Source organism: Alicyclobacillus hesperidum, assembly GCF_900107035.1.
GTDB lineage: Bacteria > Bacillota > Bacilli > Alicyclobacillales > Alicyclobacillaceae > Alicyclobacillus > Alicyclobacillus hesperidum.
In genome coordinates, this window is record NZ_FNOJ01000002.1 from 197,370 (window position 1) to 221,690 (window position 24,321).

At 51.2% G+C, this 24,321-nt stretch carries 24 protein-coding genes; 10 read left to right on the forward strand and 14 right to left on the reverse strand.

From position 1 onward, the window contains the following. Nucleotides 1-219: 219 nt before the first annotated feature. Entirely contained in the window at nt 220-1,809 is a 1,590-nt protein-coding gene (locus BLU70_RS02145; protein WP_040290908.1) for an APC family permease, read from the reverse strand. Nucleotides 1,810-2,198: 389 nt separating this feature from the next. Here BLU70_RS02145 and BLU70_RS02150 point away from each other — a divergent pair, with 389 nt between their 5' ends. After that, a complete protein-coding gene (locus BLU70_RS02150; RefSeq protein ID WP_074691553.1) occupies nt 2,199-3,689 on the forward strand; it encodes an aldehyde dehydrogenase family protein in 1,491 nt (496 codons plus the stop codon). Between the two features lie 84 nt (nt 3,690-3,773). Here the strand turns inward: BLU70_RS02150 and BLU70_RS02155 are convergent, their stop codons facing one another. Together BLU70_RS02155 and BLU70_RS02160 are read right to left on the reverse strand one after the other, a co-directional pair. Then, complete coding sequence (locus tag BLU70_RS02155; protein ID WP_074691556.1) at nt 3,774-5,438, reverse strand: ABC transporter substrate-binding protein; 1,665 nt, start codon at nt 5,436-5,438, stop codon at nt 3,774-3,776. A 188-nt stretch (nt 5,439-5,626) separates the two neighbouring features. Further along, the gene (locus tag BLU70_RS02160; RefSeq protein ID WP_074691558.1) at nt 5,627-6,634 is read right to left on the reverse strand and encodes a LacI family DNA-binding transcriptional regulator; all 1,008 of its coding nucleotides are present in this window, start codon (nt 6,632-6,634) and stop codon (nt 5,627-5,629) included. A gap of 189 nt (nt 6,635-6,823) precedes the next feature. Between BLU70_RS02160 and BLU70_RS02165 the strand changes: the two genes are divergently transcribed. The 3 genes from BLU70_RS02165 to BLU70_RS02175 are packed head-to-tail and all read left to right on the forward strand — an operon-like array spanning nt 6,824 to nt 9,819. Next, the gene (locus BLU70_RS02165) at nt 6,824-7,702 is read left to right on the forward strand and encodes a LysR substrate-binding domain-containing protein (RefSeq protein WP_074691560.1); all 879 of its coding nucleotides are present in this window, start codon (nt 6,824-6,826) and stop codon (nt 7,700-7,702) included. Between the two features lie 55 nt (nt 7,703-7,757). After that, nucleotides 7,758-8,408 (forward strand): MBL fold metallo-hydrolase, encoded by a 651-nt coding sequence (locus tag BLU70_RS02170; protein WP_052012440.1) that lies wholly within the window; start codon nt 7,758-7,760, stop codon nt 8,406-8,408. Nucleotides 8,409-8,424: 16 nt separating this feature from the next. After that, the gene (locus tag BLU70_RS02175) at nt 8,425-9,819 is read left to right on the forward strand and encodes an MFS transporter (protein WP_074691562.1); all 1,395 of its coding nucleotides are present in this window, start codon (nt 8,425-8,427) and stop codon (nt 9,817-9,819) included. Between the two features lie 152 nt (nt 9,820-9,971). Here the strand turns inward: BLU70_RS02175 and BLU70_RS02180 are convergent, their stop codons facing one another. From BLU70_RS02180 to ahpC, 5 genes are all read right to left on the reverse strand, one after another. Continuing rightward, nucleotides 9,972-11,282 carry an MFS transporter gene (locus tag BLU70_RS02180; protein ID WP_074691564.1) on the reverse strand — a complete coding sequence of 437 codons (1,311 nt, stop codon included), beginning with the start codon at nt 11,280-11,282 and terminating at the stop codon, nt 9,972-9,974. A 105-nt stretch (nt 11,283-11,387) separates the two neighbouring features. Then, nucleotides 11,388-12,197, reverse strand: coding sequence for a sugar phosphate isomerase/epimerase family protein (locus tag BLU70_RS02185; protein ID WP_040290902.1), 810 nt, complete (start codon nt 12,195-12,197; stop codon nt 11,388-11,390). Between the two features lie 25 nt (nt 12,198-12,222). Further along, nucleotides 12,223-13,221: a zinc-dependent alcohol dehydrogenase gene (locus tag BLU70_RS02190; protein ID WP_244885082.1), complete on the reverse strand. Its 999-nt coding sequence runs from the start codon at nt 13,219-13,221 to the stop codon at nt 12,223-12,225. Nucleotides 13,222-13,706: 485 nt separating this feature from the next. Next, the gene (ahpF, locus tag BLU70_RS02195; RefSeq protein WP_074691566.1) at nt 13,707-15,236 is read right to left on the reverse strand and encodes an alkyl hydroperoxide reductase subunit F; all 1,530 of its coding nucleotides are present in this window, start codon (nt 15,234-15,236) and stop codon (nt 13,707-13,709) included. A gap of 12 nt (nt 15,237-15,248) precedes the next feature. Then, entirely contained in the window at nt 15,249-15,812 is a 564-nt protein-coding gene (gene ahpC / locus BLU70_RS02200; protein ID WP_006448256.1) for an alkyl hydroperoxide reductase subunit C, read from the reverse strand. A gap of 209 nt (nt 15,813-16,021) precedes the next feature. Here ahpC and BLU70_RS02205 point away from each other — a divergent pair, with 209 nt between their 5' ends. Further along, nucleotides 16,022-16,456, forward strand: a complete 435-nt coding sequence (locus BLU70_RS02205; RefSeq protein ID WP_244885083.1) for a Fur family transcriptional regulator — start codon at nt 16,022-16,024, stop codon at nt 16,454-16,456. 260 nt (nt 16,457-16,716) lie between these two features. After that, a complete protein-coding gene (locus tag BLU70_RS02210; protein ID WP_006448254.1) occupies nt 16,717-17,385 on the forward strand; it encodes a chlorite dismutase family protein in 669 nt (222 codons plus the stop codon). 267 nt (nt 17,386-17,652) lie between these two features. Here the strand turns inward: BLU70_RS02210 and BLU70_RS02215 are convergent, their stop codons facing one another. Both BLU70_RS02215 and BLU70_RS02220 read right to left on the reverse strand, forming a co-directional pair. Further along, nucleotides 17,653-18,747, reverse strand: coding sequence for an Mrp/NBP35 family ATP-binding protein (locus BLU70_RS02215; protein WP_040290938.1), 1,095 nt, complete (start codon nt 18,745-18,747; stop codon nt 17,653-17,655). Between the two features lie 82 nt (nt 18,748-18,829). Further along, nucleotides 18,830-19,675 carry a hemerythrin domain-containing protein gene (locus tag BLU70_RS02220; RefSeq protein WP_040290898.1) on the reverse strand — a complete coding sequence of 282 codons (846 nt, stop codon included), beginning with the start codon at nt 19,673-19,675 and terminating at the stop codon, nt 18,830-18,832. 61 nt (nt 19,676-19,736) lie between these two features. On the opposite strand from BLU70_RS02220, the gene BLU70_RS14865 reads away from it, so the two are divergent. The 3 genes from BLU70_RS14865 (at nt 19,737) to BLU70_RS02230 (ending at nt 20,853) form a co-directional block, all read left to right on the forward strand. Continuing rightward, entirely contained in the window at nt 19,737-19,865 is a 129-nt protein-coding gene (locus tag BLU70_RS14865) for a hypothetical protein (protein WP_006448251.1), read from the forward strand. Nucleotides 19,866-19,945: 80 nt separating this feature from the next. Further along, nucleotides 19,946-20,476 carry a hypothetical protein gene (locus BLU70_RS14530; RefSeq protein WP_040290896.1) on the forward strand — a complete coding sequence of 177 codons (531 nt, stop codon included), beginning with the start codon at nt 19,946-19,948 and terminating at the stop codon, nt 20,474-20,476. 65 nt (nt 20,477-20,541) lie between these two features. Continuing rightward, complete coding sequence (locus BLU70_RS02230; RefSeq protein ID WP_074691570.1) at nt 20,542-20,853, forward strand: Rieske (2Fe-2S) protein; 312 nt, start codon at nt 20,542-20,544, stop codon at nt 20,851-20,853. A gap of 189 nt (nt 20,854-21,042) precedes the next feature. Here BLU70_RS02230 and BLU70_RS02235 read toward each other — a convergent pair whose 3' ends face one another. Genes BLU70_RS02235 through BLU70_RS02250 form a run of 4 tightly spaced genes read right to left on the reverse strand, consistent with a single transcriptional unit; the run spans nt 21,043 to nt 23,441 of the window. Continuing rightward, nucleotides 21,043-21,336, reverse strand: coding sequence for a metal-sulfur cluster assembly factor (locus BLU70_RS02235; RefSeq protein WP_006448247.1), 294 nt, complete (start codon nt 21,334-21,336; stop codon nt 21,043-21,045). Nucleotide 21,337: 1 nt separating this feature from the next. Next, nucleotides 21,338-22,657 carry a hypothetical protein gene (locus tag BLU70_RS02240; protein ID WP_074691572.1) on the reverse strand — a complete coding sequence of 440 codons (1,320 nt, stop codon included), beginning with the start codon at nt 22,655-22,657 and terminating at the stop codon, nt 21,338-21,340. A gap of 24 nt (nt 22,658-22,681) precedes the next feature. Continuing rightward, the gene (locus tag BLU70_RS02245; RefSeq protein WP_074691574.1) at nt 22,682-23,149 is read right to left on the reverse strand and encodes a DUF2249 domain-containing protein; all 468 of its coding nucleotides are present in this window, start codon (nt 23,147-23,149) and stop codon (nt 22,682-22,684) included. Between the two features lie 16 nt (nt 23,150-23,165). Next, nucleotides 23,166-23,441, reverse strand: coding sequence for a DUF2249 domain-containing protein (locus tag BLU70_RS02250; protein WP_052012438.1), 276 nt, complete (start codon nt 23,439-23,441; stop codon nt 23,166-23,168). A gap of 263 nt (nt 23,442-23,704) precedes the next feature. On the opposite strand from BLU70_RS02250, the gene BLU70_RS02255 reads away from it, so the two are divergent. Continuing rightward, nucleotides 23,705-23,944 carry a DUF2249 domain-containing protein gene (locus BLU70_RS02255; RefSeq protein WP_006448243.1) on the forward strand — a complete coding sequence of 80 codons (240 nt, stop codon included), beginning with the start codon at nt 23,705-23,707 and terminating at the stop codon, nt 23,942-23,944. The last annotated feature ends 377 nt before the right edge of the window (nt 23,945-24,321 follow it).

Consider the following 24,321-nt stretch of genomic DNA (forward strand, 5'->3'; position numbering starts at 1 on the left):
TTCACGCAAACCTCTGACACTTCCATGGCCAATCAATCCGTGGCAGTTGCAACAGAAAACTCTTCACCGCTGTCTCAAGAGTCGGTTTCAAGTAGTGCAACATGAACCTTCAGTCAAGACGGCCAACAAGTGACTATTCAACTCCCCTAACCATAAAAAACGCCGGTATGAAACGCTTGTCTCACACCGGCGTTCATTCTTAGTTCCAGTGGCTTGAGATCACTCGCTCTGTGCCGTGTTCGCATCCCCATCGCGGAAATTCGGCTTCGCAAACGCGCTTCGCACTCCCCAGACGTAAAACAGTAAGGCCGAAATCGCAACAACCACCATGTCGATCCCGTAGGGGATGACGTTGCTGCCTCCAAACTGCTTACTCCCCAGGAATGAAATCAAAGCCATCCACAAGAGGTAAACAATAAGCCAGATACCTGAGCGAATTTGACGACCAATGTCCTGCCAACCGCCTTTGGCCATATAGTAGAAGTAAATTGGCAACCCAATAACGATAACCACAATCACTTCTCCGGTCAGCGGCCATTGCGCCCAGTAAAGAATGAGCGACGCAAAGATGAACGCGATCGGCGCGATCACGGACATCCCCCGCACCTTGACCGGACGCTTGACGGCGTCGCCCATGCGCCGAAACGCAATCACCGAAATCGGCCCCGTAACGTAGGAAATGAGTGTCGCAACGGAGATGACACCGGACAGCTCTCCCCAACCTCGGAACATCAGCATGAAGATGTATGCAATCACAAGGTTCAGCCACATGGCCGCACGCGGTACACCATACAAAGGATGAATGCGTCCAAAGACACTAGGGAAATACCCGTTTTGTTGCATGCCATGCACCATGCGTGCGGTGGTTGCCGTGTACGTGATGCCCGTACCCGATGGCGAGACGAAAGCATCTAGGAAGAGAACAATCGCCAACCAGTTGACGCCGAGCGATAAGGCGAGATCGGCGAACGGCGAGTTCAGATTCAAACCGGCCCATCCGTGCGTCAACATGTTGCCACGTACTGCTCCAATAAACGCGATTTGCAACAAGAGATAAATGACACCCGCTAACAGAATGGATCCCATGACGGCGAGTGGAATGTTCCGACTCGGATTACGCGCCTCGCCCGCCAAGTTTACAGGACTTTGGAAGCCATTAAAGGCAAAGATGACGCCGGATGTCGCAATTGCGGTCAACACGCTGGACCAGCCATTGGGCGTGAAGCCGCCGTATTGCGTGAAGTTCTGCCCGTGGAATCCCGCAGCCATTAAGCCAATCACGGTCAAGGCCGGGATGATGAATTTGAAAACAGTGATGGTTGTATTGGAACGCGCAAATACTTTTACCGTCCAATAATTCAAGAAAAAGTAAATCAGAACGAGTACTCCGGCCAGGACAAGTCCGGGTGGCGTTAACGTTTTGTTGTGGTACAGCCCATGTGTCCATGCCGCCCAATGCCACGGCCAAGAACTCATATATTGGATGGACGCTTCCGCTTCCACCGGAATCACAGATACAATGGCAATCCAGTTGGCCCATCCCGATAGGAATCCTACAAACGAGCCGTGTGAATAATGTGCGTAGCGAACCATGCCGCCAGACTGTGGAAACATTGAGCCTAATTCTGCATACGTGAGGCCAATGAGCAAAATGACGATCACGCCCAAAATCCAAGCGACAAGCGCACCAGGGCCAGCGACTTTAGCCGCTTTCCAGGCACCAAACAGCCAGCCAGAACCGATGATAGAACCTAGCCCTGTCATCGTCAAAGCCAGTAGGCCAATGTCTCGCCGCATGCCTTTCTCCATGCGATCCCTCCTTAACAAAATACGATCCGGTTGAGGCCGCTCGGACATGTTATCCACTTTTTGTGAATCCGATTACACAAAAAGCCCTAGGCTTCTCTCGATGCAACAAAGAAAGAAACCTACAAACACAAATCCCCCAACCTAATGCAATTTATGATGATGAAATCGGGCCAATTTGTCAACGTAGATACTTATTGGGTTTACAATCCAAATCACGTTTATGATTGGTTATTATAATTTTATGTATTTTTAGATTTAGCATCAGAGCGACGACTTAGGGGTGCATCGTTCGACAAAACTTCTCATTGATACTCCTTTTTGTAAACGTTAGGATCTCATATGAAAGCGATTTCTTATTGCTTTCGTGAAAATTGAGGGAGGGAAACATGATGACTGTCAACCAAGTCGGCAGCTCACTACATCCGAACGTGATCGATTTCTTACAAGGTACAAAGGAATTGTTTATCGATGGTCGGTTTGTCCCTTCATCATCCGGAAAGACTTTTAAAACGTTCAATCCGGCGACGGAAGAAGTGCTCGCTGTCGTCGCCGAAGCCGAAGCGGCTGATGTCGACAAAGCAGTACGGGCGGCACGACGCGCGTTCGACGAAGGGCCATGGTCAACCATGAGTGGCGCCGAACGTGGACGACTCATTTACAAGTTGGCCGATCTCATGGAAGAACATCGCCTGGAACTCGCACAACTGGATACCCTTGATAATGGTAAACCAATTCGTGAGACGACAAATGCAGATGTCCCCCTTGCCATCGAACATTTCCGATACTACGCCGGCTGGGCTGGCAAGGTCGTCGGTCAGACCATACCTGTTGCGGGAAACTACTTTAACTACACGCGGCACGAACCCGTCGGTGTCGTCGGCCAAATCATCCCATGGAACTTCCCGCTCCTCATGGCGGCATGGAAATTGGGCGCAGCTTTGGCGATGGGCTGTACTGTCGTTCTCAAGCCTGCAGAGCAAACACCTCTTTCTGCTCTCTATCTCGCGACGCTTATCCAAGAGGCTGGATTTCCAGACGGCGTCGTGAATGTGGTGCCCGGCTTTGGTGAAACCGCTGGTGCCGCCCTCGTCGATCACCCGCAGGTTGATAAAATTGCTTTCACCGGATCGACCGAGGTTGGCAAGCTGATTATGCGCCAGGCTTCGCAAACCCTCAAACGTGTCACCCTGGAGTTGGGAGGTAAATCGCCGAATATCATCCTGCCGGATGCCGACCTATCGCGTGCCGTCCCCGGGGCGTTGATGGGCATCATGTTTAACCAAGGGCAGGTGTGTTGTGCGGGTTCTCGGTTGTTCATTCAGAAGAAGGCTTACGATAACGTGGTTGCCGATCTCGTCTCCATGGCAAAAACCATTCGTCAAGGTAGCGGTATGCAACCCGAGACCGAAATGGGTCCCCTCGTCTCAGATGAGCAGCAAGGCAAAGTCCTCCGCTACATCGAAAGCGGCGTCAACGACGGCGCAGAATTGCTCGTCGGCGGCGGTCGGCCGACAGACCAGGGCTACTTCGTCTCCCCAACGGTTTTTGCCAATGTCCGCGACGAGATGACGATAGCTAAAGAGGAAATTTTCGGACCCGTTGTGGCCGCCATGCCGTTCGAGGATCTGGATGAAGTAATCCGCCGCGCAAACCAGTCTGATTACGGTTTGGCTGCAGGACTCTGGACGGAAAACGTTCGTAATGCGCACTACGTGGCAAGCAAGCTAAAGGCAGGAACAGTGTGGGTCAACTGTTATAACGTATTTGATGCCGCTGCACCATTTGGCGGCTACAAGCAGTCGGGCATCGGTCGTGAGATGGGATCATATGCCCTGAATAACTACACGGAAGTCAAAGACGTGTGGATCAACGTAGGTTGACACATCGTTTATTTCGACGCTCCATCAATAAAGCCCCGCTTGCTTGCGGGGCTTTATTGATGGATACGCGGACGTGGAAGTGCTTTATTGAACTGGCTTGAGATGTTGCATCACGATCGCCGCAGATTGATAGTTGGCAGGGCCAGGGGTGATCCATAGGTTTGCTTTGGTCGGCCAGCCTGTATAATTCGTGTCATTGTACTCGTACCAGTACGCTCCTGTCAGCAGTGGGATGACTGGCAACTTGTCTGCGGCAATCCGCTCAATCTTGTACATAGCCTGCTTCTGTTTCGCCAAGTCCGTGGTTGACGCGAATTCGTTCAACGCTTGGTCGACCTCAGGATCCTTAAAGCCCTCGACGTTAAACGATCCATTTGAATCAAGCATGTCATAATAAGCTAAATATGGAGTCGGACCCGAGTTGGTCCAAGAAATGGCGAGATCGTATTTGCCGACTTTGACGCCATTCGCGGACGCGGTTGGTGCGATATTCGAATAATACGTGCCGAAGTTCACTTGATTTATCGTGATCTTGATGCCGATTTTCGCGAGATCCTGCTGTATCAACAAGCAGTCTTCGTCCCAATCGCTCCATCCTGATACGACCTCAAGTGAGAAATTGAGCTCTTTGCCATTCTTCGCGTAAATGCCGTGTGCGTCTTTGCGGAAACCAGCAGCCTGCAACAGTTGTTGAGCCTTCGCATCATTAACGGCTGGGAACTGCAGATAGGATTTTGGCAAACTCGGATCTAGCCAACTCTTATAGTTCGGCAATGGCAGGCTGATGGGGTTGCCAACCGCCTCGTAACCGGTCTCACCAAGCGTAGAAAGCTTGCTTCGATCAATCGCCAAACTGATGGCCTCGCGAACGTTATAGATGCCCAAAAGTGGGTTGGTTAGATTCGGATACAACTCGACTTCGTTATCGGGCGGGAAGTAATAGTGGTTGTGCGGATTTGCCGCAACATAGGTCTTCTGCACATTCGGAATATCAAGGTTGCCGTATTGGACGTTGCCTTGCGCCAGGGCCAAATCAGCACTGCTGTTGCTTGTAAAGGCTGGATAGTCAAGCTCGGGAACTTTCGGAGCACCAAGATAGTAGTTTGGATTTGCTTTGAATTTGTAGTCTTGCGGCGAAAAATACGAGACGATGAAGGGCCCTGTCCCAATCGCTTTGTCCCAAGTGATCTTGGCCTTCGCGGGATCGCCGAGAGAAGCCCATTCGTGTTCTGGGAGAATATAGGTGGAACCTAAAACATATTGCTCCGCAAATGGGACGTTTACCGTTTTAAACGTGAACACAACTTGATAGTTGCCGACAGCCTTGACGCTTGCGAGATGCTGCCAAACACCATTGGCATCTGCGTCCGGATACTTTTTCATGGCGTTAAACGTAAATACGACGTCTTGCGCGGTGAATGCCTTCCCGTCTGTCCATTTTGCATTGTGTCGCAGATTCACCGTCAACGTCTTATTATTATCGGAAAAATGATAGTTGGTTCCGAGCAAGTCGAACGTATGCCCACTAACTGCATCAAAATAGAACAAGGTCTCATATACGTTGCCCAACGTTCCGGCCAAACTGCCCGAGGCATATGGGTTGAAGTTGTCCGCGTAAGTTCCTTGCGGACTGGTGCAGACAACTAGAGGTGGCAGTGTCTTAGCCGTCGCCGTAGCTGCTGGAATTGCAAAGCCAGCCACTGTGATGGCAGAACTGGCCAATAAAACCGATAACCTTTTCTTATCCATGCATAAGAACCCCCTTGAATTGGCATAAAGCAGTCGGCGGTACCCGATAAACCTTCACCTTTTCAACTTTACCCCGGAGCCCCCTCATCACGCGGGCCAACATCCCTCCCAACCTTATAGCAAGCGCTTTCATATACGCTTAAACGTTAAAGCTAACATACACCTTCCTCTCATTCAGTGCAAGACATTTATTGATTGGATAGGGATATTGTGGATGTTGATTCGCGTGGCACAAAACGTACTGGAAGTGTGACAGGACGCTTATACTCGCGTCCGTCTAGCTTGGCAATGAGCATGAAGGCGGCCTCCCGACCCGCCCGATAAATATCATGGTGCACCGTCGTAATAGATGGCCGTACATACTTCGAGAAGTCGGCATCGTCAAACCCGACGACGGACATATCGTCTGGCACGCGAAGCCCGTGTTCATGCAGATACTCTATGGCACCAAGGGCCATGATGTCGGTGGATGCAAAAATCGCCGTCGGTCGGACACCACGAGCAAAAATGGTCCGCATTGCGGACGCCCCACCTTCTCGGCTGTTCTCTCCTGTCGCACAAAGTCGCCTATCCAATGGCAATCCTAGTTCAGCGTGCATACGACGGAATGTGCGATAACGTTCGCAAACATATTCGTAGCCAAGCGGGCCCAACAAATAGCCCAGGTGGCGATGTCCCAAGCGATAGACGTGATTGACCGCTTCTCGAATGCCACGATTCGTATCTGAAATGACGTAATCACGCAGCGTCGGATCGCCGCCTCTTCCCAAAGCGACAAATGGCAAGCGAATTCGTTTAAAATACTGTACATATTCATCCTTGTTTTTCAGCTCTGTGAGCACGAGTCCGTCGATCCGTTGGCGCACAGAGTCACTTAGGCCGTCCGAATAAATGATGGAGACTACATAGCCATATTGTAGGGCTACTTCGGTCATTCCTCGAAGCGCTTCGGCGAAATACGAATCGGATAACACACGTGGCGAAGCTGGGATGAAGAGTCCTATCGTATAGGTGCGCCGCTTGACGAGAGCCCGCGCAGACATATTGGGCGTATACTGCAACTCTTCGACAGCCTGTAACACGCGCCGCCTCGTCTCATCACTGATGCGGTTGGTTCCATTTAACACGTTCGATACGGTGGTTGGCGTGACGCCGACAGCCTTCGCCACATCCTTAATCGTGACTTTTTTACGCATAGCCCTCAGTCCCTAGCAAATAACGGAATTCAACGCTGTTTACTACGGTGCCAGCTTCGAGGAAATCCGTCAAGTGCACCGTCAAACAAGGTAGGATAACCTCGCTTTGACACAGGTTTCTGAAAGCGATTCCATTCTGATGAGAAAAGGTTCCCGACCATCATCCTGTTCAGAAAGGGGATCGGCGCTATGGATTGGTTCCAGTTGCGTTACTTCATGCGCGCCGCTGAATTAGGGAACGTCAGTAAGGCGGCTGAAGAGCTTTCGGTTTCGCAACCAGCCCTCAGCCGGGCCATTGCAAAACTGGAAGAGGAACTCGCTGCTCCCTTGTTCATTCGAGAAAGCCGCGGCGTGCGCCTCACTCCGTATGGCCAGACATTTTTGCCTTACGTACAACGGGCATTCGCGGAGCTTGCTCAGGGGAAAGAGGCTGTGCGCTCACTGGTCGACCCGAGCCACGGTGTGCTCCATATTGGCCTTATCTATTCTTTGGGAACACGGTTTTTGCCCGAGCTCATCCACTCGTTTAGCCAAGAGGAACCTCATGTCTCTGTGCAATTGATCGAGTCACCCACGCATGGCTTACTGGAGTTTCTCGAACGAGGCGATATTGACATCGCGTTCTGTTCACCCGGGGAAGACTTCCGTCACTTGGAGCGGATCGAAGTGCTGCGTGAAGACTTGGTATTTATCGTGCCGAACGGGCATGGCTGGGCGGGCTATGAGCGAGTCCCGCTGATCGATGCAAAGGACGAGCCATTTGTCATGTATAGCAAGGAAAGTGGTATTCGCGCAATGATTATGCGATACTGCAAGGAAGCAGGCTTTACGCCGAAAATCGTCATGGAAGGCATCGAGGATTTGACGGTCGCAGGCTTGGTCGCAGCAGGCCTCGGAATTGCCATCGTTCCCTACAACCGCCATTTGCTTCAACTCCCTGTCCATATCGTGCATATCGACATACCTGAGTGCTTTCGTGCCGTGAGTATGGTTTGGCGAAAAGACCAGTTACTCACGCCGGCAGCACGCAAATTCATAACATTTGTGACCCAAAACCGAGCCAAATGATGTTCATAGCAAGCCTTGCCCGACGAACCATTCGACGAATAGGAGGAACCCGTGTATGGAAGTTCGTTGTTTTTTCATTTCCCCACTTCGCTCATGTTGCTATGTCATAGCTGAGTCGTTTGAACAAGGGGCGCAAGCAGTCGTGATCGACCCGGGAGATCTTCATCTTGACCCAGTTTTTGAGTTTATTGATGGCACAGGACTACAAATTGTTGCCAACTGGAATACACATGCGCACTTCGATCACATCATAGGAGTCGATCTTCTGCGCGATCGCTATGGCATTTTGGCCTGGGTGCATGAAGCGGATGCTCCAGTCTGGGCGAAGGCACATGTGGCGCATGAACAGTTTCTTGGCACACCGGCACCACCTGTGGCAAAACCAGATCAATACATGCACGATGGTGACACGCTAACGCTGGGCGACGAGACCTTCACAGTCTGGCACACGCCAGGCCATTCACCGGGCAGCGTCTGTTTGGTAGGGAAGCAGATTGTCTTTTCGGGAGATACGCTGTTTGCCGGTACCATTGGACGAACCGACTTGGAAGGCTCAAGTCCAGAAGATATGCAGCAATCACTTGCACGTATTCTTGATTGGCGGGATGATCTGATGATTTACCCAGGACACGGGGTGCCGACATCAATGGCCGTGGAACGGCGGAACAACCGATTTTTGCGCGAGATCGCCAGCCGACTGTCGTAAGGGATCAGTGGACACCATGACTGCAAAGACCAAGGACTCCCCTTTTTCCTGGAGATTCGTGGCACCTCTATATATGGGGTCTACATTGAACCCCATCAATAGTTCCATGATTGCGACCGCACTCGTGCCGATTGCGACACACATGCACGTGTCTGTGGCGCAAGTCACGATACTCGTGACGGTTCTTTATCTCGCAAGCGCGATCGCTCAACCCACGTCCGGGAAACTGGCAGCAGAGCTTGGCCCGCGACGGATCTTTCTCGTGGGCATTCTGCTGATCTTTCTCGGAGGTCTGTTGGGTGGCTTTGGGCACAACTTACTCATGTTGATTTTATCTCGTATTTTGATTGGCATTGGAACTTCCACTGCCTATCCATCCGCTATGCTTTTAATTCGGCGTCGTGCCGAATGGTCGGGGATGCAAAAACCTCCTGGAAGCGTACTCGGTGGTCTGCAGATTGCGGGAGTCATTACAAGTGCCTTGGGCCTCCCGATTGGCGGTGTCCTTGTTGATGCATGGGGATGGCGAACCGTCTTTTTCGTCAATATCCCTTTCTCGCTTATCGCGCTCGTCATGACGATGCTTTGGATACCAAGAGATGTGCCGATGAAAGGGGCTCAATCGGTGCGAACCATGGTAACGCGCATTGACATCCCGGGCATTGTCGGCTTTGCGCTTACCATAGGATCCCTGGTGTTCTTTTTGTTCTCATTGCCTCATGCCGATTGGGTGGCCTTGGGGACATCCATCGTCCTGTGCGGGTTGCTAATTCTATGGGAGTCAAAAGCAAAAAACCCGTTTATTGATGTGCGTATGCTAGCTTCGAATCTCGCGCTCAGCCGTACGTATGTGCGGTTTGCAGCGATGACCCTGTGTATGTATACGGTTCTTTACGGTATCACGGAATGGATTGGTGCTGTACGCAGTGCGTCTGCACTCGAAGCAGGATTGTTAATCTTGCCGATGAGTATCGTGTCGGCTTTGGTGGTTGGCCCTATTTCCAAGCGCAATTTAGTGCGCGGGCCGCTTATGGTTGCTGCGGGATCTTCCATCGTCGCGTCCATTGGCGTACTCTTTCTCACGATGCGCTCACCCGTCGTTTGGATCATTCTCATTACCTGTATCTTCGGCGTCATGATGGGTGCCGCCTCAAGTGGTAACCAAACGGCGCTATACATGCAGGTTTCAACTGAACATATGGGTACGGCGTCGGGACTTCTCCGTACTTTTGGATATATTGGTTCGATCGCTTCATCCGCATTCATCAGCGTGGTGTTCCATCGAAGCGTCTCGGATAGTGGACTTCACCACATCGCCGTGATGATGATTGCCGTCAGCATCATCGCATTCGTCATCACGATTGCGGATCCTCGACTTCAGACGCCCCCTAAACAAGTGAATATGCCATGAGGATTGCGCGCAAAAACATATGGGGCTGCCGCCTGTCCGGTTGACGGATTGGCGGACAGCCCCATTTTGAGGATAGGATACTGTTGTTATCCTGCAGGATCAAACGAAACACTCGGTCGACGATGACTACGCGCTTACCCTCAGAGAATGTTTTACAATGGGTTCGACTGAGAAACCGAATGACTGCCTGCAGAAGTTCGTTGCATCGGCGAGATCGGATCGAGATCAGTGAGTAGAAATGCATAACTCAGAATGCCGATGACGAGCACGCCAGCGGCGCAGAGAAACGCATCCATGAACGAACCTGTCGCTTGCACAATGAACCCGGTGACAATCGGAGCAACAATGCCCATGGCGTTATTTCCGAATGTGAGGAAGCCGGTAAGGACGCCAACCGTGCCGCGCGGGGCAATGAACGTAGGCACACTGTACGCGACCGAGGAGGTACATACAAGCGAACCCAACGCCAGCGATATCCAAAACACTGCCCATCCCGCTGAGTGCACATAGGCGGCTCCGATGACGGATAATCCGAGAAGAAGGCCAATAACCAGAATCGTTTTACGTACCCGCAAAGGATTGCGCCCACGGCGAATCAACGCATCGACGAGCATTCCGCCCACCAACATCTCAGCCAGAAACCCGACAAGCCATGGTACCGCCGCATACCAACCTGTTTTTAACACGGAAAGGTGCATCTGGTCTTCCAAATAGCCCGGCAGCCAGGACAAAAAGAGCCACCAAGAATACCCGTAAGCCGCAAAACCAATAAAGACACCCCAAACCTTCTTGAACCGAAGCAGATACAGCAAATTGCTCCAAGTACCACCGACGGCCTCACCTTCAGCTTGCGTTCCTCCCGCCTCAATGTAGGCGCGTTCTTCTGCAGAAAGTCGCCGGTCTTCACTTGGATTGCGATACATCGCCCAGAAGATGATGACATAAACAACGCTGAGTACGCCGGTCGCAATGAAACCCCCGCGCCAGCTCCACTCTGTTACTGCCCACGCGAGTAAGGGGGCCCCGATGGCACTGGCCAGTTTCGACTCCGAATCGTACAAAGATACCGCGCGGGCACGCTCAGCAATGGGAAACCAATACGCCGACGCCTTGGTCGCGGCTGGGAAATACGGTGCCTCGCCAAAGCCCAGTAGTACGCGTGCCAGTAAAAGTAACCCCTGCCCCGTGGCCGCCGCCGTGATGAAACATGCAATCGACCACAACAACATACCCAAACGAATGACCCATTTTACGCCGACCTTATCGAGCAGTGCGCCAACCGGAATCTGAAGCAGTGCATAGGACCAACCAAAAGCCGATAAGATAATGCCCATTTGCCCGGCCGACAAGTGAAAGCCCGATTCGATTGGCTTGGTCGCGATCGACATGGTCGAGCGATCCAAATAATTGACGATCACGCCGAACGCGATCAGTATGCCAATCCACCAACGTCGTTGTTTCATTGCGTCACTCCCCTATCGTTCGTGTTATTACGTTCTGGTCGACTGCCCTCCATTCCTTCCGCAAGCAGATTGAAAGGGCTTACATCCTAGGCAAAACCAGGGCGATTACGCTGATCGCCCACGGCACTCCACTAGCGAACGCAATAGTGCGCTCCACCCACGACGCCCAAAATACTCTAAGGAAACGTAACCGGTGTATCCCCGCCCTTGCAATTCACGTAACACAGCCGCATTGTTCACATCGCCCGTCGGATCAAACGCAGACACCGGCTGGCTTCGATACCAGCAATTGTGATTCCAGTGATAGTTTTTGCAATGGACATGTGCAATACTTGCGTACATCGCATCCAAAACTTGCAGCGGATCAATGTGATCTGGATTGAAATTGGCCGGGTCAAAAATCAGTTTGACGTGGCAATCGTGCGTAGCTTCAATCAGCTCCTGAAGCGCATCGAGATGATCCGCAAATGTCTGGTAATGAGTCTCAACCCATAGCTCCATCCCGTCGTCATACGCAATCTTCGCCGCGTGGCGCAAGGCCAGCAACGACTCATCCCAAAGTTCGGGACTTGTTTTCGCGGAGGGAATGTGACCAAAAAACGTCCGGATCGCCCTTGCACCTATGGTACGCCCAATGGCGGCCAGTTTCTGTATCCTTAGGATGTCTTTCTCTCGCTCGGCGGGTCCTTGTGAGAAATACGTATACCCACTCACCACAGGCACTTCAATGCGACGTTGTCCTAATTGCTCCACCAAGCTCTCGAGCTCGTGTCGCGATGCGTGCGGTTCGAGATGACCCTCCCACAACTCTAGTCCGTCGATAGGAGCACCTTCTCTGCGCCATAGGTCGATTTGTTCCAACACCCATTGCACGTCGTGTTCTTTCATACCTGTCGTGCAGACGCTCCATTTCATAGCTGAATCCCTCGCTTGTTCGGAGTTAGAACTTGAGCAACGCTTTGCCTGGTTTGCCGGAGAGCGCATGCGAATAAGCCTCTTCAAACGCATCAAGCGACACCTCAGCCCCGATGCACGCCTCCAGTTTAGCCGCCAGCTCGCAATCGCGATTCAGCCACGCCAAAGCTTGCGCGAAGTCATCATAGACATAAATGATGGATCCATAGAGCGTGGCCTCTTTACGCACAAATCGTTGCATAGGAATCGCGGCTTCCACAGCCATACCAACGCCCAGGATAATGCCTCCCGGTGCCACCGCAGCAAATGCCGATTCGACTGACGCGCGCGCACCAGCTGCCTCAACGACCACGGCAAATGAGTCGTCCGCAACTTGATCCGGCGTGATCGGATGCACATTCGGTAAAATGGAGTGAATCCACCTTAGGCGATCCGGCTGAATGTCGGTAACGGTGACATGGGCACCGCGAGCACTGGCGACCAGCGCACACAATGCCCCTTCCGTGCCGCAACCGCTGACAAGCACCTCGTCGCCTTCGCAAATCTGTACCTTTTGCATCGCGTGCACGGCGACGGCAAATGGCTCAACAAGAACCGCCACGCGATCCGGAACCGCTTCCGGCACAGGCACCGCGTACTTGGATGCAACCACCCATTCGTCGGCAAAGCCACCAGGTACATTGATACCGAGTGATTGTTTATTGCAACAGATGTTCGTCTGGCCACGCCTGCACTGATCACACTCTCCGCAGAACGTATTGGGTATGATGACAACGCGATCTCCTGGTGCAAATGACGTTGCATCATCACCGACCTCCGTCACGACAGCAAGCAATTCGTGACCGGGACGCACCGGGTAGACAGCGTGCGCCATATGTCCTTCATATACTTTCAAATCCGAGCCACAAATGCCGCCGTACAACGTGCTGACGCGAAGTTCATGTGCCTGCAGTGGGCGGCTTTCGGAACGAGGTGTACGCATCAGTAGTTTCCCAGGTGCTTCGAGGATGAGTTCGCGCAACACGCCCACTCCTTTGTGCTAACTTTTCGTCGAGAAGATTACCTGAATTTCACCGGCCGGGTACATTGAATGTAGCACCAGCCAAGACGCAGGTCTAATACCAATTGTGACACGCAGGTATACACGCAGGTTATATCAGACACTCGTCCCCTTTCAGAGCCGCTGCCAAGCGATCGCGCTGGATTTTGCACTACTTCTGCGTGATCTGTGCTTGGAGTAAGGCATCTTGGGCTTTTCACCTGAGTCGAAACCTGTAACTGTGGTCACTACATGTCGGGTCGAAGATGAAGATGGTATTTCGCCACTCCCTGTTCGGGACCTTCACCCTAAAGATTCCACCCATGCCGGGCGCATAGTACAAAAGCCCCGCCCCATGCAGGGGCGAGGCTTTGCTTGCGGTACCACCCTATTACGAAGGCTGTTGGCCTCTTCCTTCATTGTGATAACGGAAACGCCGGAACGCTTCCGGCTTGAGCTTCAAGCCACCGTCAGGTTCGAATCAGATAATCAAATGCACCCAAGGCAGCCGTTGCGCCCGATCCCATCGATATGATGATTTGCTTGTATGGAGCATTCGTGCAGTCCCCTGCCGCAAAGACGCCAGGTACGTTCGTCGCTCCTCGATTATCGACGACAATCTCACCGATACGCGTACGTTCCACGACATCTCCCAGCCAATCGGTATTCGGTACGAGACCAATTTGCACAAAGACGCCGTCCAACTCAATGTGCTTGATTTCCCCAGAACTCCGCTCCGCGTAGGTGATACCATCAACCTTATCGCCACCGGTAATTTCTTTCGTCTCGACATTGGTGAGCACAGTGACGTTTGCCAGACTAAATAGCCGTTTCTGCAATACATCGTCGGCTTTCAGCTCAGGTAAGAATTCAAGAACGGTCACATGCCGGGCAATACCAGCGAGATCGATAGCCGCTTCGATTCCAGAATTCCCGCCGCCAATGACCGCAACGTGCTTATCTTGGAATAAAGGGCCGTCACAGTGTGGGCAATACGCGACACCTTTGTTTTTGAGCTCGGCCTCTCCTGGCACACCCAGTGTCCGCCAACGTGCCCCTGTCGCAATAATCAGCGCTTTACTCCTCAACACCGCTCCGTTCTCCAGCTCGACTTCCACAAGGTCACCCTTACGCAACTGCTTTGCGCGTTGTGATGAAATGATATCCACGTTGTAATGCCGTACGTGTTCTTCCAAATGAGCCGCGAATTTCGGCCCTTCGGTGTATTTGACGCTAATGAAGTTTTCAATCCCCAGCGTATCCAAAACCTGGCCACCAAACCGCTCGGCGACAATACCGGTGCGAATCCCTTTGCGCGCACTGTAAATGGCGGCGCTTGCCCCGGCAGGGCCACCGCCCAACACCAATACGTCATATGGATCGCGATTCGCAAATTCCGCCGCATCTGGTGTACTGCCCAACTTCGCCAAAATATCGCTGACGGACATGCGCCCACTTTCGAACAATTCCCCGTTTAAATATACAGTCGGCACCGCCATCACGTTCTTTGCTTCAACTTCTGCCTTGTATGCTGCTCCGTCGATCATCGTGTGCGTAATACGGGGATTTAAGATGCTCATCGCATTTAAAGCCTGGACGACATCCGGACAGTTATGACAGCTTAAGCTAACATACGTTTCAAAATGATAGTCGCCATCTAAACTTTTGATTTGCCGAATGACTGTCTCATCCAGTTTTGGCGTGCGACCGCTCACCTGCAAAAGCGCCAAGACTAGCGAAGTGAATTCGTGACCCAGAGGAACGCCTGCAAAGGCGATGCCCGTATCTTCGCCGACCCGATTGACCGTGAAACTCGGAGTTCTCGGCAGCGTCACATGTTCAATGCGAATATGACCGGACATGCCGGCCAACTCGTTGACGAGGGCCAGCATGTCCTTCGATACTTCGTCCGATCCTGCACTCACACGGATGATCACATCGCCCTCCATCAATTGGAGGTATTGCATCAGTTGTCCGCGGATGTCGTCATCAAGTACCATTGCTCGACCTCCTTAAATCTTGCCAACCAGGTCGAGGCTTGGCTTTAGCGTCTTTTCCCCTTCCTTCCACTTCGCCGGACAAACCTCGCCTGGGTGGTTGCGCACGTATTGTGCGGCCTTGATTTTGTTGACCAGCGTACTTGCATCGCGGCCAATACCGTCGGCATGGATTTCGTATACTTGAATTACACCGTCTGGGTCCAGAACAAATGTCCCACGTTCCGCAATACCTTGCGACTCAATAAGGACTTCGAAGTTGCGCGATAAAGTGTGTGCCGCATCGCTGAGCATGGTGTACGTAATTTTGCCGATGGCAGGCGACGCATCGTGCCATGCCTTGTGTGTGAAATGGGTATCTGTGGAAATGGAGTAGACTTCGACGCCGAGCGACTTCAGCGTCTCGTATTGATCTTGCAAGTCCTCTAATTCCGTTGGGCACACAAACGAGAAGTCTGCTGGGTAAAAACAAAGGACGCTCCACTTGCCCTTTAAATCTGCATCCGTAACTTCGACGAATTCACCATTACGATATCCCGTAACCTTAAACGGTTTGATTTCGGTTCCTATGAGAGACACGCTGATTTCCTCCTTTAAAATGGCTCACATGCCGACACCACCGATATGATGGCTGCCGTAGATAAAAACGACGATTCCCACTCGATTTTAAATAATATCACATCCTTTTTGATAATAATTATTATCTAGGTCAGATTATAAAAAAGGCACTTGGCTTTGTCAAAGCACATCTGATACATTTGATGGGGAAGAGAAAGGAGGGAAGGCACGTGTACGGACAGACCACGAACGTCGTGAAGTTGCTTAAAGAGTCCGGTCTTAGAGTAACTCCGCAGCGAGAGGCTATTCTGCAGTTTCTTATGGACTACCACGGACATGCGACGGTCGATGATATCTATCAATCTGTTCATCCGACCTTCCCAAGCATGAGTGTTTCGACTGTGTACAATACGGTGAAAAACTTCGCTCAACTCGGCTTGGTCAAGGAAATCACAGTCGGGGATGGGCCGAGCCGCTTCGATATCAATGTCAAGCCACACCATCATCTGGTTTGTATTCAATGCGGTGCCCTAATCGACTTTTACATGGAGGAACAGCCTAAGTTCCAATTGCCGCCAGAAGCCACAGGGTTTGAAATCGAAGATTATCATGTCGAAGTCAAGGGAATTTGTCCTGCTTGCCGCGAGAAGTCCACAAATCAATGACTCCACAGAGCGACGAACTCCGCGTGTGAAAAAATATCTCCGGCAAGGTATGACAGGGAATCACGTATTGGGTATTGGCTAGCCCCATCATTCCTTGCCGAAACCTCAAAACTGCCCAGAACCCCTCCCACTCATCCAAACTTTCAAGCATGTATTCTCGATTGTGATCCAGATCAAATTCAGCCGTCCTCACATGCCGCATGATAGTCTTGGAAAGCCCGAAACGGCTAACTACTCCCGCTATCCACGGAGGGATGGTTATGGAAACCATTTTTACGGCACATCTTGCACTGAAGTTTCATGATCGATGGAATGAGACAACGCCGGCATCTCGCCAACTAGCCGCTGACGAAGCGACCGAGTTGTTTAAGGCTTACGAACCTCGCGTGACGCTTCGAGGTTCGTACGTAACACAGGCCTTCCGCGCCGATACAGACGTATTCTTGTGGATGTATGCTCATAATCCTGTTGACCTACAGAATCTACAACTGGATCTTCGTCGTTCGAAATTAGGAAGAGCTACAAATATACCTTGGTCGTTCGTAGGCATGACCCATCCAGCGGAATTTAACCCGGATCACATCCCATCGTTTTTGCAAGGCATTCCACCGAAGGCGTACCTGTGCTTCTATCCGTACATCCGTACCGCCGAGTGGTACCTGCTGCCTTCTGATCAACGTGGGGCAATGCTTAAAGAACATGGTGAAGCCGGACGCGAATTCCCTGAGATTCTAACGAATGGGGTTTATAACTTTGGATTAGGTGATTACGAGTGGTTACTTTCCTTTGAAACAGATGATTTGACGCATATGGTTCACGTCATGCGCCGAATGCGAGAAACCCAGGCTCGCCGTTACACAAAACATGAGTGGCCCTTTATTGTTGGCCGGTATTACCCATTGGTGGACGCCTTGCAAAAATATGTGTAACGATGCTTCAAAACGATCCCCGTGTTTGATGGGCCGACTTTACCAGATGCTTCAACTATCCATTCAAATAGGACAGGCATGGGGTCAACACCCATGCCTGTTTCAATGTTCCGACGGAACTCCCGGCCAGCCGCCCGATTCACGTGTTGGGTGGGAAGCGTACTCTCGCAATACGCGGTCATCGCTTCTTCGGTTGATGGTCGCCAGGTATTGATCGCATCGCGATAGCCAGTCGATTCCAACCGTTGATTGCCACAATGGCCATAGTCAGTTGTACAAGCTCCGCTTCGGTAAATTCCGCCGTCCCAACCTCACTGCCGACATGACTCTTTCAGCCAATCGCTGATAGGATTCACGCTGCGTTCCCCCCGTATCGAAAGGGCTAGTAGTCTCCATTTCCAAGTTTGAAATGGGGATTTGTGCAAGAAGATCTGTCTGCAGGTCTTGAGCAACACGTTCTCCCCCGCCCTGACCGAACACGTATGTCTTTTCCCCACAACCAGGGCACACGAAATGCGACATGTTCTCGACGACACCCAAAATTTCATGATTTGTCCGCAACCCCATGAGTCCCGCCCGAACGGCGACTTCAGCTGCCCCGGCATGTGGGGTTGTAACTATAATCTCCTTACTTTTGGGGATCAACTGATGTATATCAAGTGCAATATCACCTGTTCCCGGCGGTAAATCAAGCAGCATGACATCCAACTCGCCCCAGTAAACTTGGCTGAAGAAATTTCTGAGCATCTTACCCAACATAGGGCCTCGCCAAACAACCGGACTGTTGTCCGGAACGAAATATTGCATCGAAATTAAACGCAGATTTCCTAGTTCAATTGGCATAATCAAGTCGTCTATCATCGTCGGCTTTTGTAGCTGTACTCCAAAAATCCCAGGAATACTAAACCCGTATATATCCGCATCGACGATCCCCACGCGCAACCCTAACTGACCCAGTTCATAGCCAAGGTGCGCCGTAACCGTGGACTTGCCAACTCCCCCTTTTCCGGACGCGATCGCGATAAATTCTATACCTAGAGCAGGGTCAAGGACGGCTGGAATAGCCGTTTGTGATCGCTTCCCGCGTACAATCTCAGCAAAGCGCGCCCGCTCTTCGTCGTTCATGTGCCCAATTGCAACTTCGACAGTGCGCACTCCATCAAGCGATAACAATTTCTCACGAACCGCTCTTTCAATTGTCGTATGAAGGGGACAGCCGCGAATGGTAAGCAGCACCTCTACGCGAACGTGGGCACCGTTGATTTCTATCGATTTCACCATGTGCAGTTCAACGATACTTCGATGAACCTCGGGATCTTCAACGTCATCAAGTGCTTCAAGCACCTGTTCGTTGGTAATCAAGATTATCCCCCACTTCTCATTTGTGTCGGGCATCAGTATGAACTCCATAGCATATCCTTCGACATGTAAGCCCGCCCATTGATCACGGCATCTTGTGCGTATACTCCTGCAGCTCGTTGGCAACGGCGGCTTTCTCCTCTTGGCTTAACAATCTACTCGCCATGGGAAATAAATGGCTATCCTCTTTCCCGAGATGATTCAGGAGTGAAGCAGACAATTGCTGAATCTTGTCTGCCACCAGCTCATGTATGTGAGCATCACCGGTTTCTTCCCACGTTTTGAGCAACTCTCTCGCTTCTGCATAGAGGCGCCTGATGTGAGCATGTTCTGCAAGCAACCGGGCCACAGGGCCGACATCCTGCCCCCCAACGTGTGCCGCTATGCGTGGGAAAACGACTTGCTCTTCCGCCACAAAATGCGTTTGCAGTTCTGTTTGGATCATCTCCAAAGCAGAACGAATCTCCCTCTCATGTGGCACACTTGCTGTGGCCTCCAATACCTTGCACAAGGCTATATGATCATCGACGAGTGGCCGTAATTCCGGCGCAATGTGTTCAATAAGCTCGGGATGTCGATAGGCGTTTTCGTGCTCCAAAGTTTGAGTCCTTGGTAAAACGGGGGCGTTTTCCGACAGCTTAAAATCTGGGGTCAGAACCAGGAGAACCGTGCTTTGTTCAATACCCTCAATCGCATGCTCCACTCCCGGATCGACGGCCAGCATTTCCGATGCCTCAAGCACAAACGACTGTTCCTCAATCGTGAATAGCACTTTACCTGTTAGAACCAATACCGTGAGATTGTGTGGGGTACGATGCTTAGTCAGCCCTTTATGGGGTGCCAACGAAAGCTGTATAAATTTCGTCTCATCACGTTGGAGAACGCCTTGAACTTGCTTGTCACGAAATTGCAGCGAGATTTTTTCCATCATGCAGAATCCCTCCATTGGCACTCTCGCATCCTTCGAGCACCACGGCAGATGATGTTGCCTAGTGAAATCGTGGCATATTTTTGGCTCTACATCTGTGCGTTACGTCACGATTTCACGTAGCGAGATGCACGAGATGCAGCCGTTTTCTGAACGATTAAAGAACGAGCGCACGTATATGGGTAAACCGTGATACATCTCACACGTTAGGTTAACGGCCTTCCGTATTGTCGAACTAGGCTCAAAGAGTACATGTACGGAGGGAAGATAACCATGAAAATCGTGGAGGTCGACACTCGAGGTGCATCGCTGGCTGATTTAACGCTGCTCAACTCATTTTTACAATCTGCCCATCTTCATGATGCAAACCTGGTATTACAAGTGCGCACACCGTTTCGTCCGATCGCGCTTCACCGCACCATGGAGTCCTATGGATATCTGCATACTACCCTAGAAATTACGACTACGGATTTCTTGACACAATATTATCCTGCTGGTCTGGGACTCAATCGCTTTCTCGTAGATTCGCGTGAACAAGAGCCAAAGTTCTTTCGGACACTGCTGCGTTGGTTGTTCGACATTGCGAATGAGCAGGTACAACCACCAACGCTGCTCATTTTGCCCAGTGAAGATCTGGCGAAGTTCACTCGCCAACTCGAATACACCTTACACGATTGCTGCTTTGAGTATCGATTGGAAAAGCGAGTATGGCCAGGGGGATCTGGAATCTGGGTGCTTATCCATCCACGCTCTTCACGCAGCGACCCACAATTGAAGGAAACAACACTGTCTGCCCGCGTTTAAAAAGAACTAACTGGGTTCGGCTTGCCGATAGGGAATTCATAACCGAAGTGGAGGAGGACGAGGTCGTGTCTTGGTATCGTGTTTGTCGTACTTCAGACGTGGCAGTGAGAAGTATGCAAAATTTCTCGGTTAACGGGATTGAGGTGAATCTCTACCACCTTGAGGACGGGTGGTTCGCAACCTCTGACATCTGTACTCATCAAGATTGTTCTTTGTCCGATGGTGATATCGACGGAAATGAGATTGTTTGTGGATGTCACGGTGGCGCATTCGACATTCGAACAGGTGGTGCTACACGCATGCCGTGCACCATTCCACTGGAGACCTTCCGCGTACGAATTCGCAATGAATTTATCGAAATCGAAATCGAGCCGTAGCCTACAACACGGCTTCGATTGAAGAGCGAATGGAGTGGCTGACGAGGGTTGGCTGGTGCGCGTATCCGAAGATTCAGAGGGAACATGATGCGGAAAAACGCGGCGCACGGCATGCAGTTTTTCCGCACACACAACACGATGAACGTCCACTCAGATATCCCGAAATAAGTTGGCCCAAACGACTGTCGCTTAAACGAATCCCAATTCCCTGCGCGCATCGATACTCATCATGTCAGGCGACCAAGGCGGGTCCCAGACGACGTCGACATAGACCATTGCGACACCAGAGGCCTGCGCTGCTGCCCACTCTACGTTTTCGCTAATCATATCATGTGCCGGACATCCCGGCGTTGTCATGGTCATTTCAATGTATAAGCTTCCTTCCTCACGCTCTTCCATTTTATAAATAAGACCCAAATCTACGACATTGACGCCGATTTCGGGATCATAAACAGATTGTAACTTTGCGCGCACATCATCCATATCAATCATGGCGAAATAACTCCTTTCTCAGCGTCGGCAATTTTAAGACGCGCAGCATTTGCACACTAAACATAACGATAGCAAGGCCAATGACCATGCATCCCCCAATCACGCCTGGAGCCCAGGACACCGACGCCGCAGTGGTGCCTGCGATGATCCCGGCAATGAGCCCAATAAACACTGGACGGGAGCGCCTTACGTCAATTAAATCGGAAATGAGTATAGGATTACCCTGGCGCGTTGCCTGCGCCCTGCTGTGCCGCTTCGTCCAGATAAGAAAGGGAACAATTTTATATGCAAACCCCATGACGGTCATGGTCACGACCCCGAGCATATAAAACATCACGATGGTCTGCCAGCCAGCCTCACCACCGTGCCAAAACAGACGCAGCAAGAACAAACACAGTCCGAAAAACCCCATCACGACTGCAGAGACAACCCCCAGAATGGGCCACTCCACCTTTTTTCGCATACGGTTCTTGATAATGGCCCACATATCCCATAGATGGATAAGTAAAGTCAGTAACCCACAAATTGCGCCTAACCAGAACAGCAGGGGGATGGCCACCCAAATCGCGGCTATGATCACCCAGACACTCACATGTGCCAAACGAAGTGTCCACTTCTGGCGCCATGTCGAAAACCCATGTGCCAAGGTAAACATAGGCAAAAGTTTTAGACTGAAACCCAGAATCAAAAACGTAAAAAACCCGCCAGCTGCCAATACGATGTGTGTCGCAATCAATTGCCCGATAGCCAAATCGAGTGTTGGAACATATCCCGAATCAGCTAAAACCAGCAAAACCGCGACACTGACTGCGAGTATGAGATACGCGTGTGCGGACAGGACAAATCCAAACATCGGCCCCCGGACCTTGGTCTTCGCTAGCGAAGTGAGCATTACCGCGCAATACAGATATAGTGATATCACTGTGACAAAGCCAAAGACGAGCAATCCAAGCGGCCACCATCGGCTCATGGACGTAAACAATCCAACGACGCCAATTAGGTATATCCAAAAATTCCATCGGGCCGCGGTGACACTTGCAATAGGAACCAGAAAAGCAACTGTCGTGAGCTGATAAACTGCCCCCATAACAAAAGACAAAAGCGCCCCTAGTGTCAATGCGTGCGTAAGAGCAACCACACTCGGCGTGCCTGGTACACCGTGGGCAAACGTCGAGGATTGGAATGCGAAGTCTATCGCAAACAATCCAAAACATATGACACCAAACAACATATAGCGGATAGGCACTGCGAAAGGTGGCGATTGGCTTGTGCTGATCCCTCCCATCACAGGGGCGCCCGCAGACGTTTGCAAGAAATTCACCTTCTTTCGAAAAAACTAGGCTCGACGAATCTTTACGCGAACTGTCCCATCCCCTTCGTCATCTACTTGGAAGTTGTAGTTTCGCTCATCCAATTCCGGCAGTAAAAATGCAGGAACCCGTACATTCCAAATTTCCAGACCCAGCTCTCCCTCGGCGCAAGCCTTATGACTGTCCAGAAAATCAAGAGTTCGAACCATAGGGCCGGGCGGATCGAGTTCACGATTATCCAGATGAAAATACGGAATGTCCGTGTCTTTCTTATAGAATTGCACGATAAAGTGATCCGGCTCCTCTTCTACCACCGAATTTGCAAATCCTTGTTTTGCGAGCACGCGAATCAAAGGATCAGGCCTAAACGTAGCGTGAAGTTCAAAGACGTCGCGATCGTCTACTGTGCTGACCGTCTCCATGATGAGCTGGAAGGGTTCTCCCTTTGCTCGAAGGATTTCTCGGACATCCAATGAAACTATTTTCCCTGACATACGAATCCCCCTAGGGTTATTCCGCTTCGACCTCTTGCAGCAAATTAACGGCTACAGGTCTGACTTTTCGAATCTCGACCTGCCAGCATTCCGGTCCTTGTTCTAAGTAATTCCACTGGAATTCTTGCCCGCACTCTGCATCCAATTGATAATACAATGGTTTCGGGTCGTGATCATTGATAATGAGCATTGCTGAACCCGGGCTGAGTGCGTTCCAAATTGAAAAAATTGCATGATGCTTTACTTTCGATGCAAACTGGCGGACGTCGATGGCCGCCGCAAAATCGTTCATGCCGCTCTCCCCTTTCGCCACTTTCGCACCATGACAGACCTACTCCTGCTTGATAACACTAGGATTTTCACAGGGATGAATGCGAAACTCCCCCATGCAAGACCACCGAGAGAAAACAGGCAGTTTTCCTGCGAACCTCGCTCTCGCACGTTTAGACTAAGCGTATTCCTGAGCATCGAATGTGACTTTCGTCACGTTCTCGCGTATTCGGACAGCGTAGACTTCACAGTGTAACCAGATAACAGTCCTAGGAGGCCATTATCGTGAATGAATTTGCGGCGACCGTAAACGCGACCGAATATCCACCGCACCAAAAGCACAAGGTGATTTTCCAGACTTTTGATAATCTCCGCCCAGGCGAAGCCATGTTGCTAGTCAATGACCACGATCCGCAACCGTTGCACTATCAGTTCGAACTGGAACGACCTGGCATTTTCTCATGGGAATACCTTGAACGAGGACCTGAAACATTCCGCATACGAATCGGGCGAACTGGAGCATGACTGCACGCGTCGAATGGCTACCTCTGGGCCACGTGACTCATGGTTATCGTCGTGTTTTTGTGGTCTATGAAAACGGGATTTTACGCCACGTCATCAATTTTGCACACATGCCATACGAGTCTGTATTTCGGGTCAAGCAGTTGGCGACTACTGAGAGGGTGGACGATCCGTCCTTATGGTGGGGGCTTTCGGTGATAGCCAAACTTGTGTCAGACGGAACTTTGATAAGTTCAGAAAACCCCGAGACAGCCGATGACGGGTATTTGCAAATTCGCCCGCAAGTACCGTCATATGATGAACTTTTGCCGCTATCTGTGTACAGAGGTGCTGTAGAAAAAAACGCCCTTTGCCTCCCACTCGACAGAACCTCGCAATGC

Coding starts and splice junctions, on each gene's coding strand:
- BLU70_RS02185 (WP_040290902.1), bottom strand. CDS start 12,197: ATGAAATGGAGCGTCTGCACGACAGGTATGAAAGAACACGACGTGCAA.
- BLU70_RS02170 (WP_052012440.1), top strand. CDS start 7,758: ATGGAAGTTCGTTGTTTTTTCATTTCCCCACTTCGCTCATGTTGCTAT.
- ahpF (WP_074691566.1), bottom strand. CDS start 15,236: ATGGTACTTGATGACGACATCCGCGGACAACTGATGCAATACCTCCAA.
- BLU70_RS02175 (WP_074691562.1), top strand. CDS start 8,425: ATGACTGCAAAGACCAAGGACTCCCCTTTTTCCTGGAGATTCGTGGCA.
- BLU70_RS02235 (WP_006448247.1), bottom strand. CDS start 21,336: ATGGATGATGTGCGCGCAAAGTTACAATCTGTTTATGATCCCGAAATC.
- BLU70_RS02150 (WP_074691553.1), top strand. CDS start 2,199: ATGACTGTCAACCAAGTCGGCAGCTCACTACATCCGAACGTGATCGAT.
- BLU70_RS02245 (WP_074691574.1), bottom strand. CDS start 23,149: ATGTCAGGGAAAATAGTTTCATTGGATGTCCGAGAAATCCTTCGAGCA.
- BLU70_RS02210 (WP_006448254.1), top strand. CDS start 16,717: ATGGAAACCATTTTTACGGCACATCTTGCACTGAAGTTTCATGATCGA.
- BLU70_RS02250 (WP_052012438.1), bottom strand. CDS start 23,441: ATGAACGATTTTGCGGCGGCCATCGACGTCCGCCAGTTTGCATCGAAA.
- BLU70_RS02155 (WP_074691556.1), bottom strand. CDS start 5,438: ATGGATAAGAAAAGGTTATCGGTTTTATTGGCCAGTTCTGCCATCACA.
- BLU70_RS02160 (WP_074691558.1), bottom strand. CDS start 6,634: ATGCGTAAAAAAGTCACGATTAAGGATGTGGCGAAGGCTGTCGGCGTC.
- BLU70_RS02165 (WP_074691560.1), top strand. CDS start 6,824: ATGGATTGGTTCCAGTTGCGTTACTTCATGCGCGCCGCTGAATTAGGG.
- BLU70_RS02180 (WP_074691564.1), bottom strand. CDS start 11,282: ATGAAACAACGACGTTGGTGGATTGGCATACTGATCGCGTTCGGCGTG.
- BLU70_RS02145 (WP_040290908.1), bottom strand. CDS start 1,809: ATGGAGAAAGGCATGCGGCGAGACATTGGCCTACTGGCTTTGACGATG.
- BLU70_RS14530 (WP_040290896.1), top strand. CDS start 19,946: ATGAAAATCGTGGAGGTCGACACTCGAGGTGCATCGCTGGCTGATTTA.
- BLU70_RS02220 (WP_040290898.1), bottom strand. CDS start 19,675: ATGATGGAAAAAATCTCGCTGCAATTTCGTGACAAGCAAGTTCAAGGC.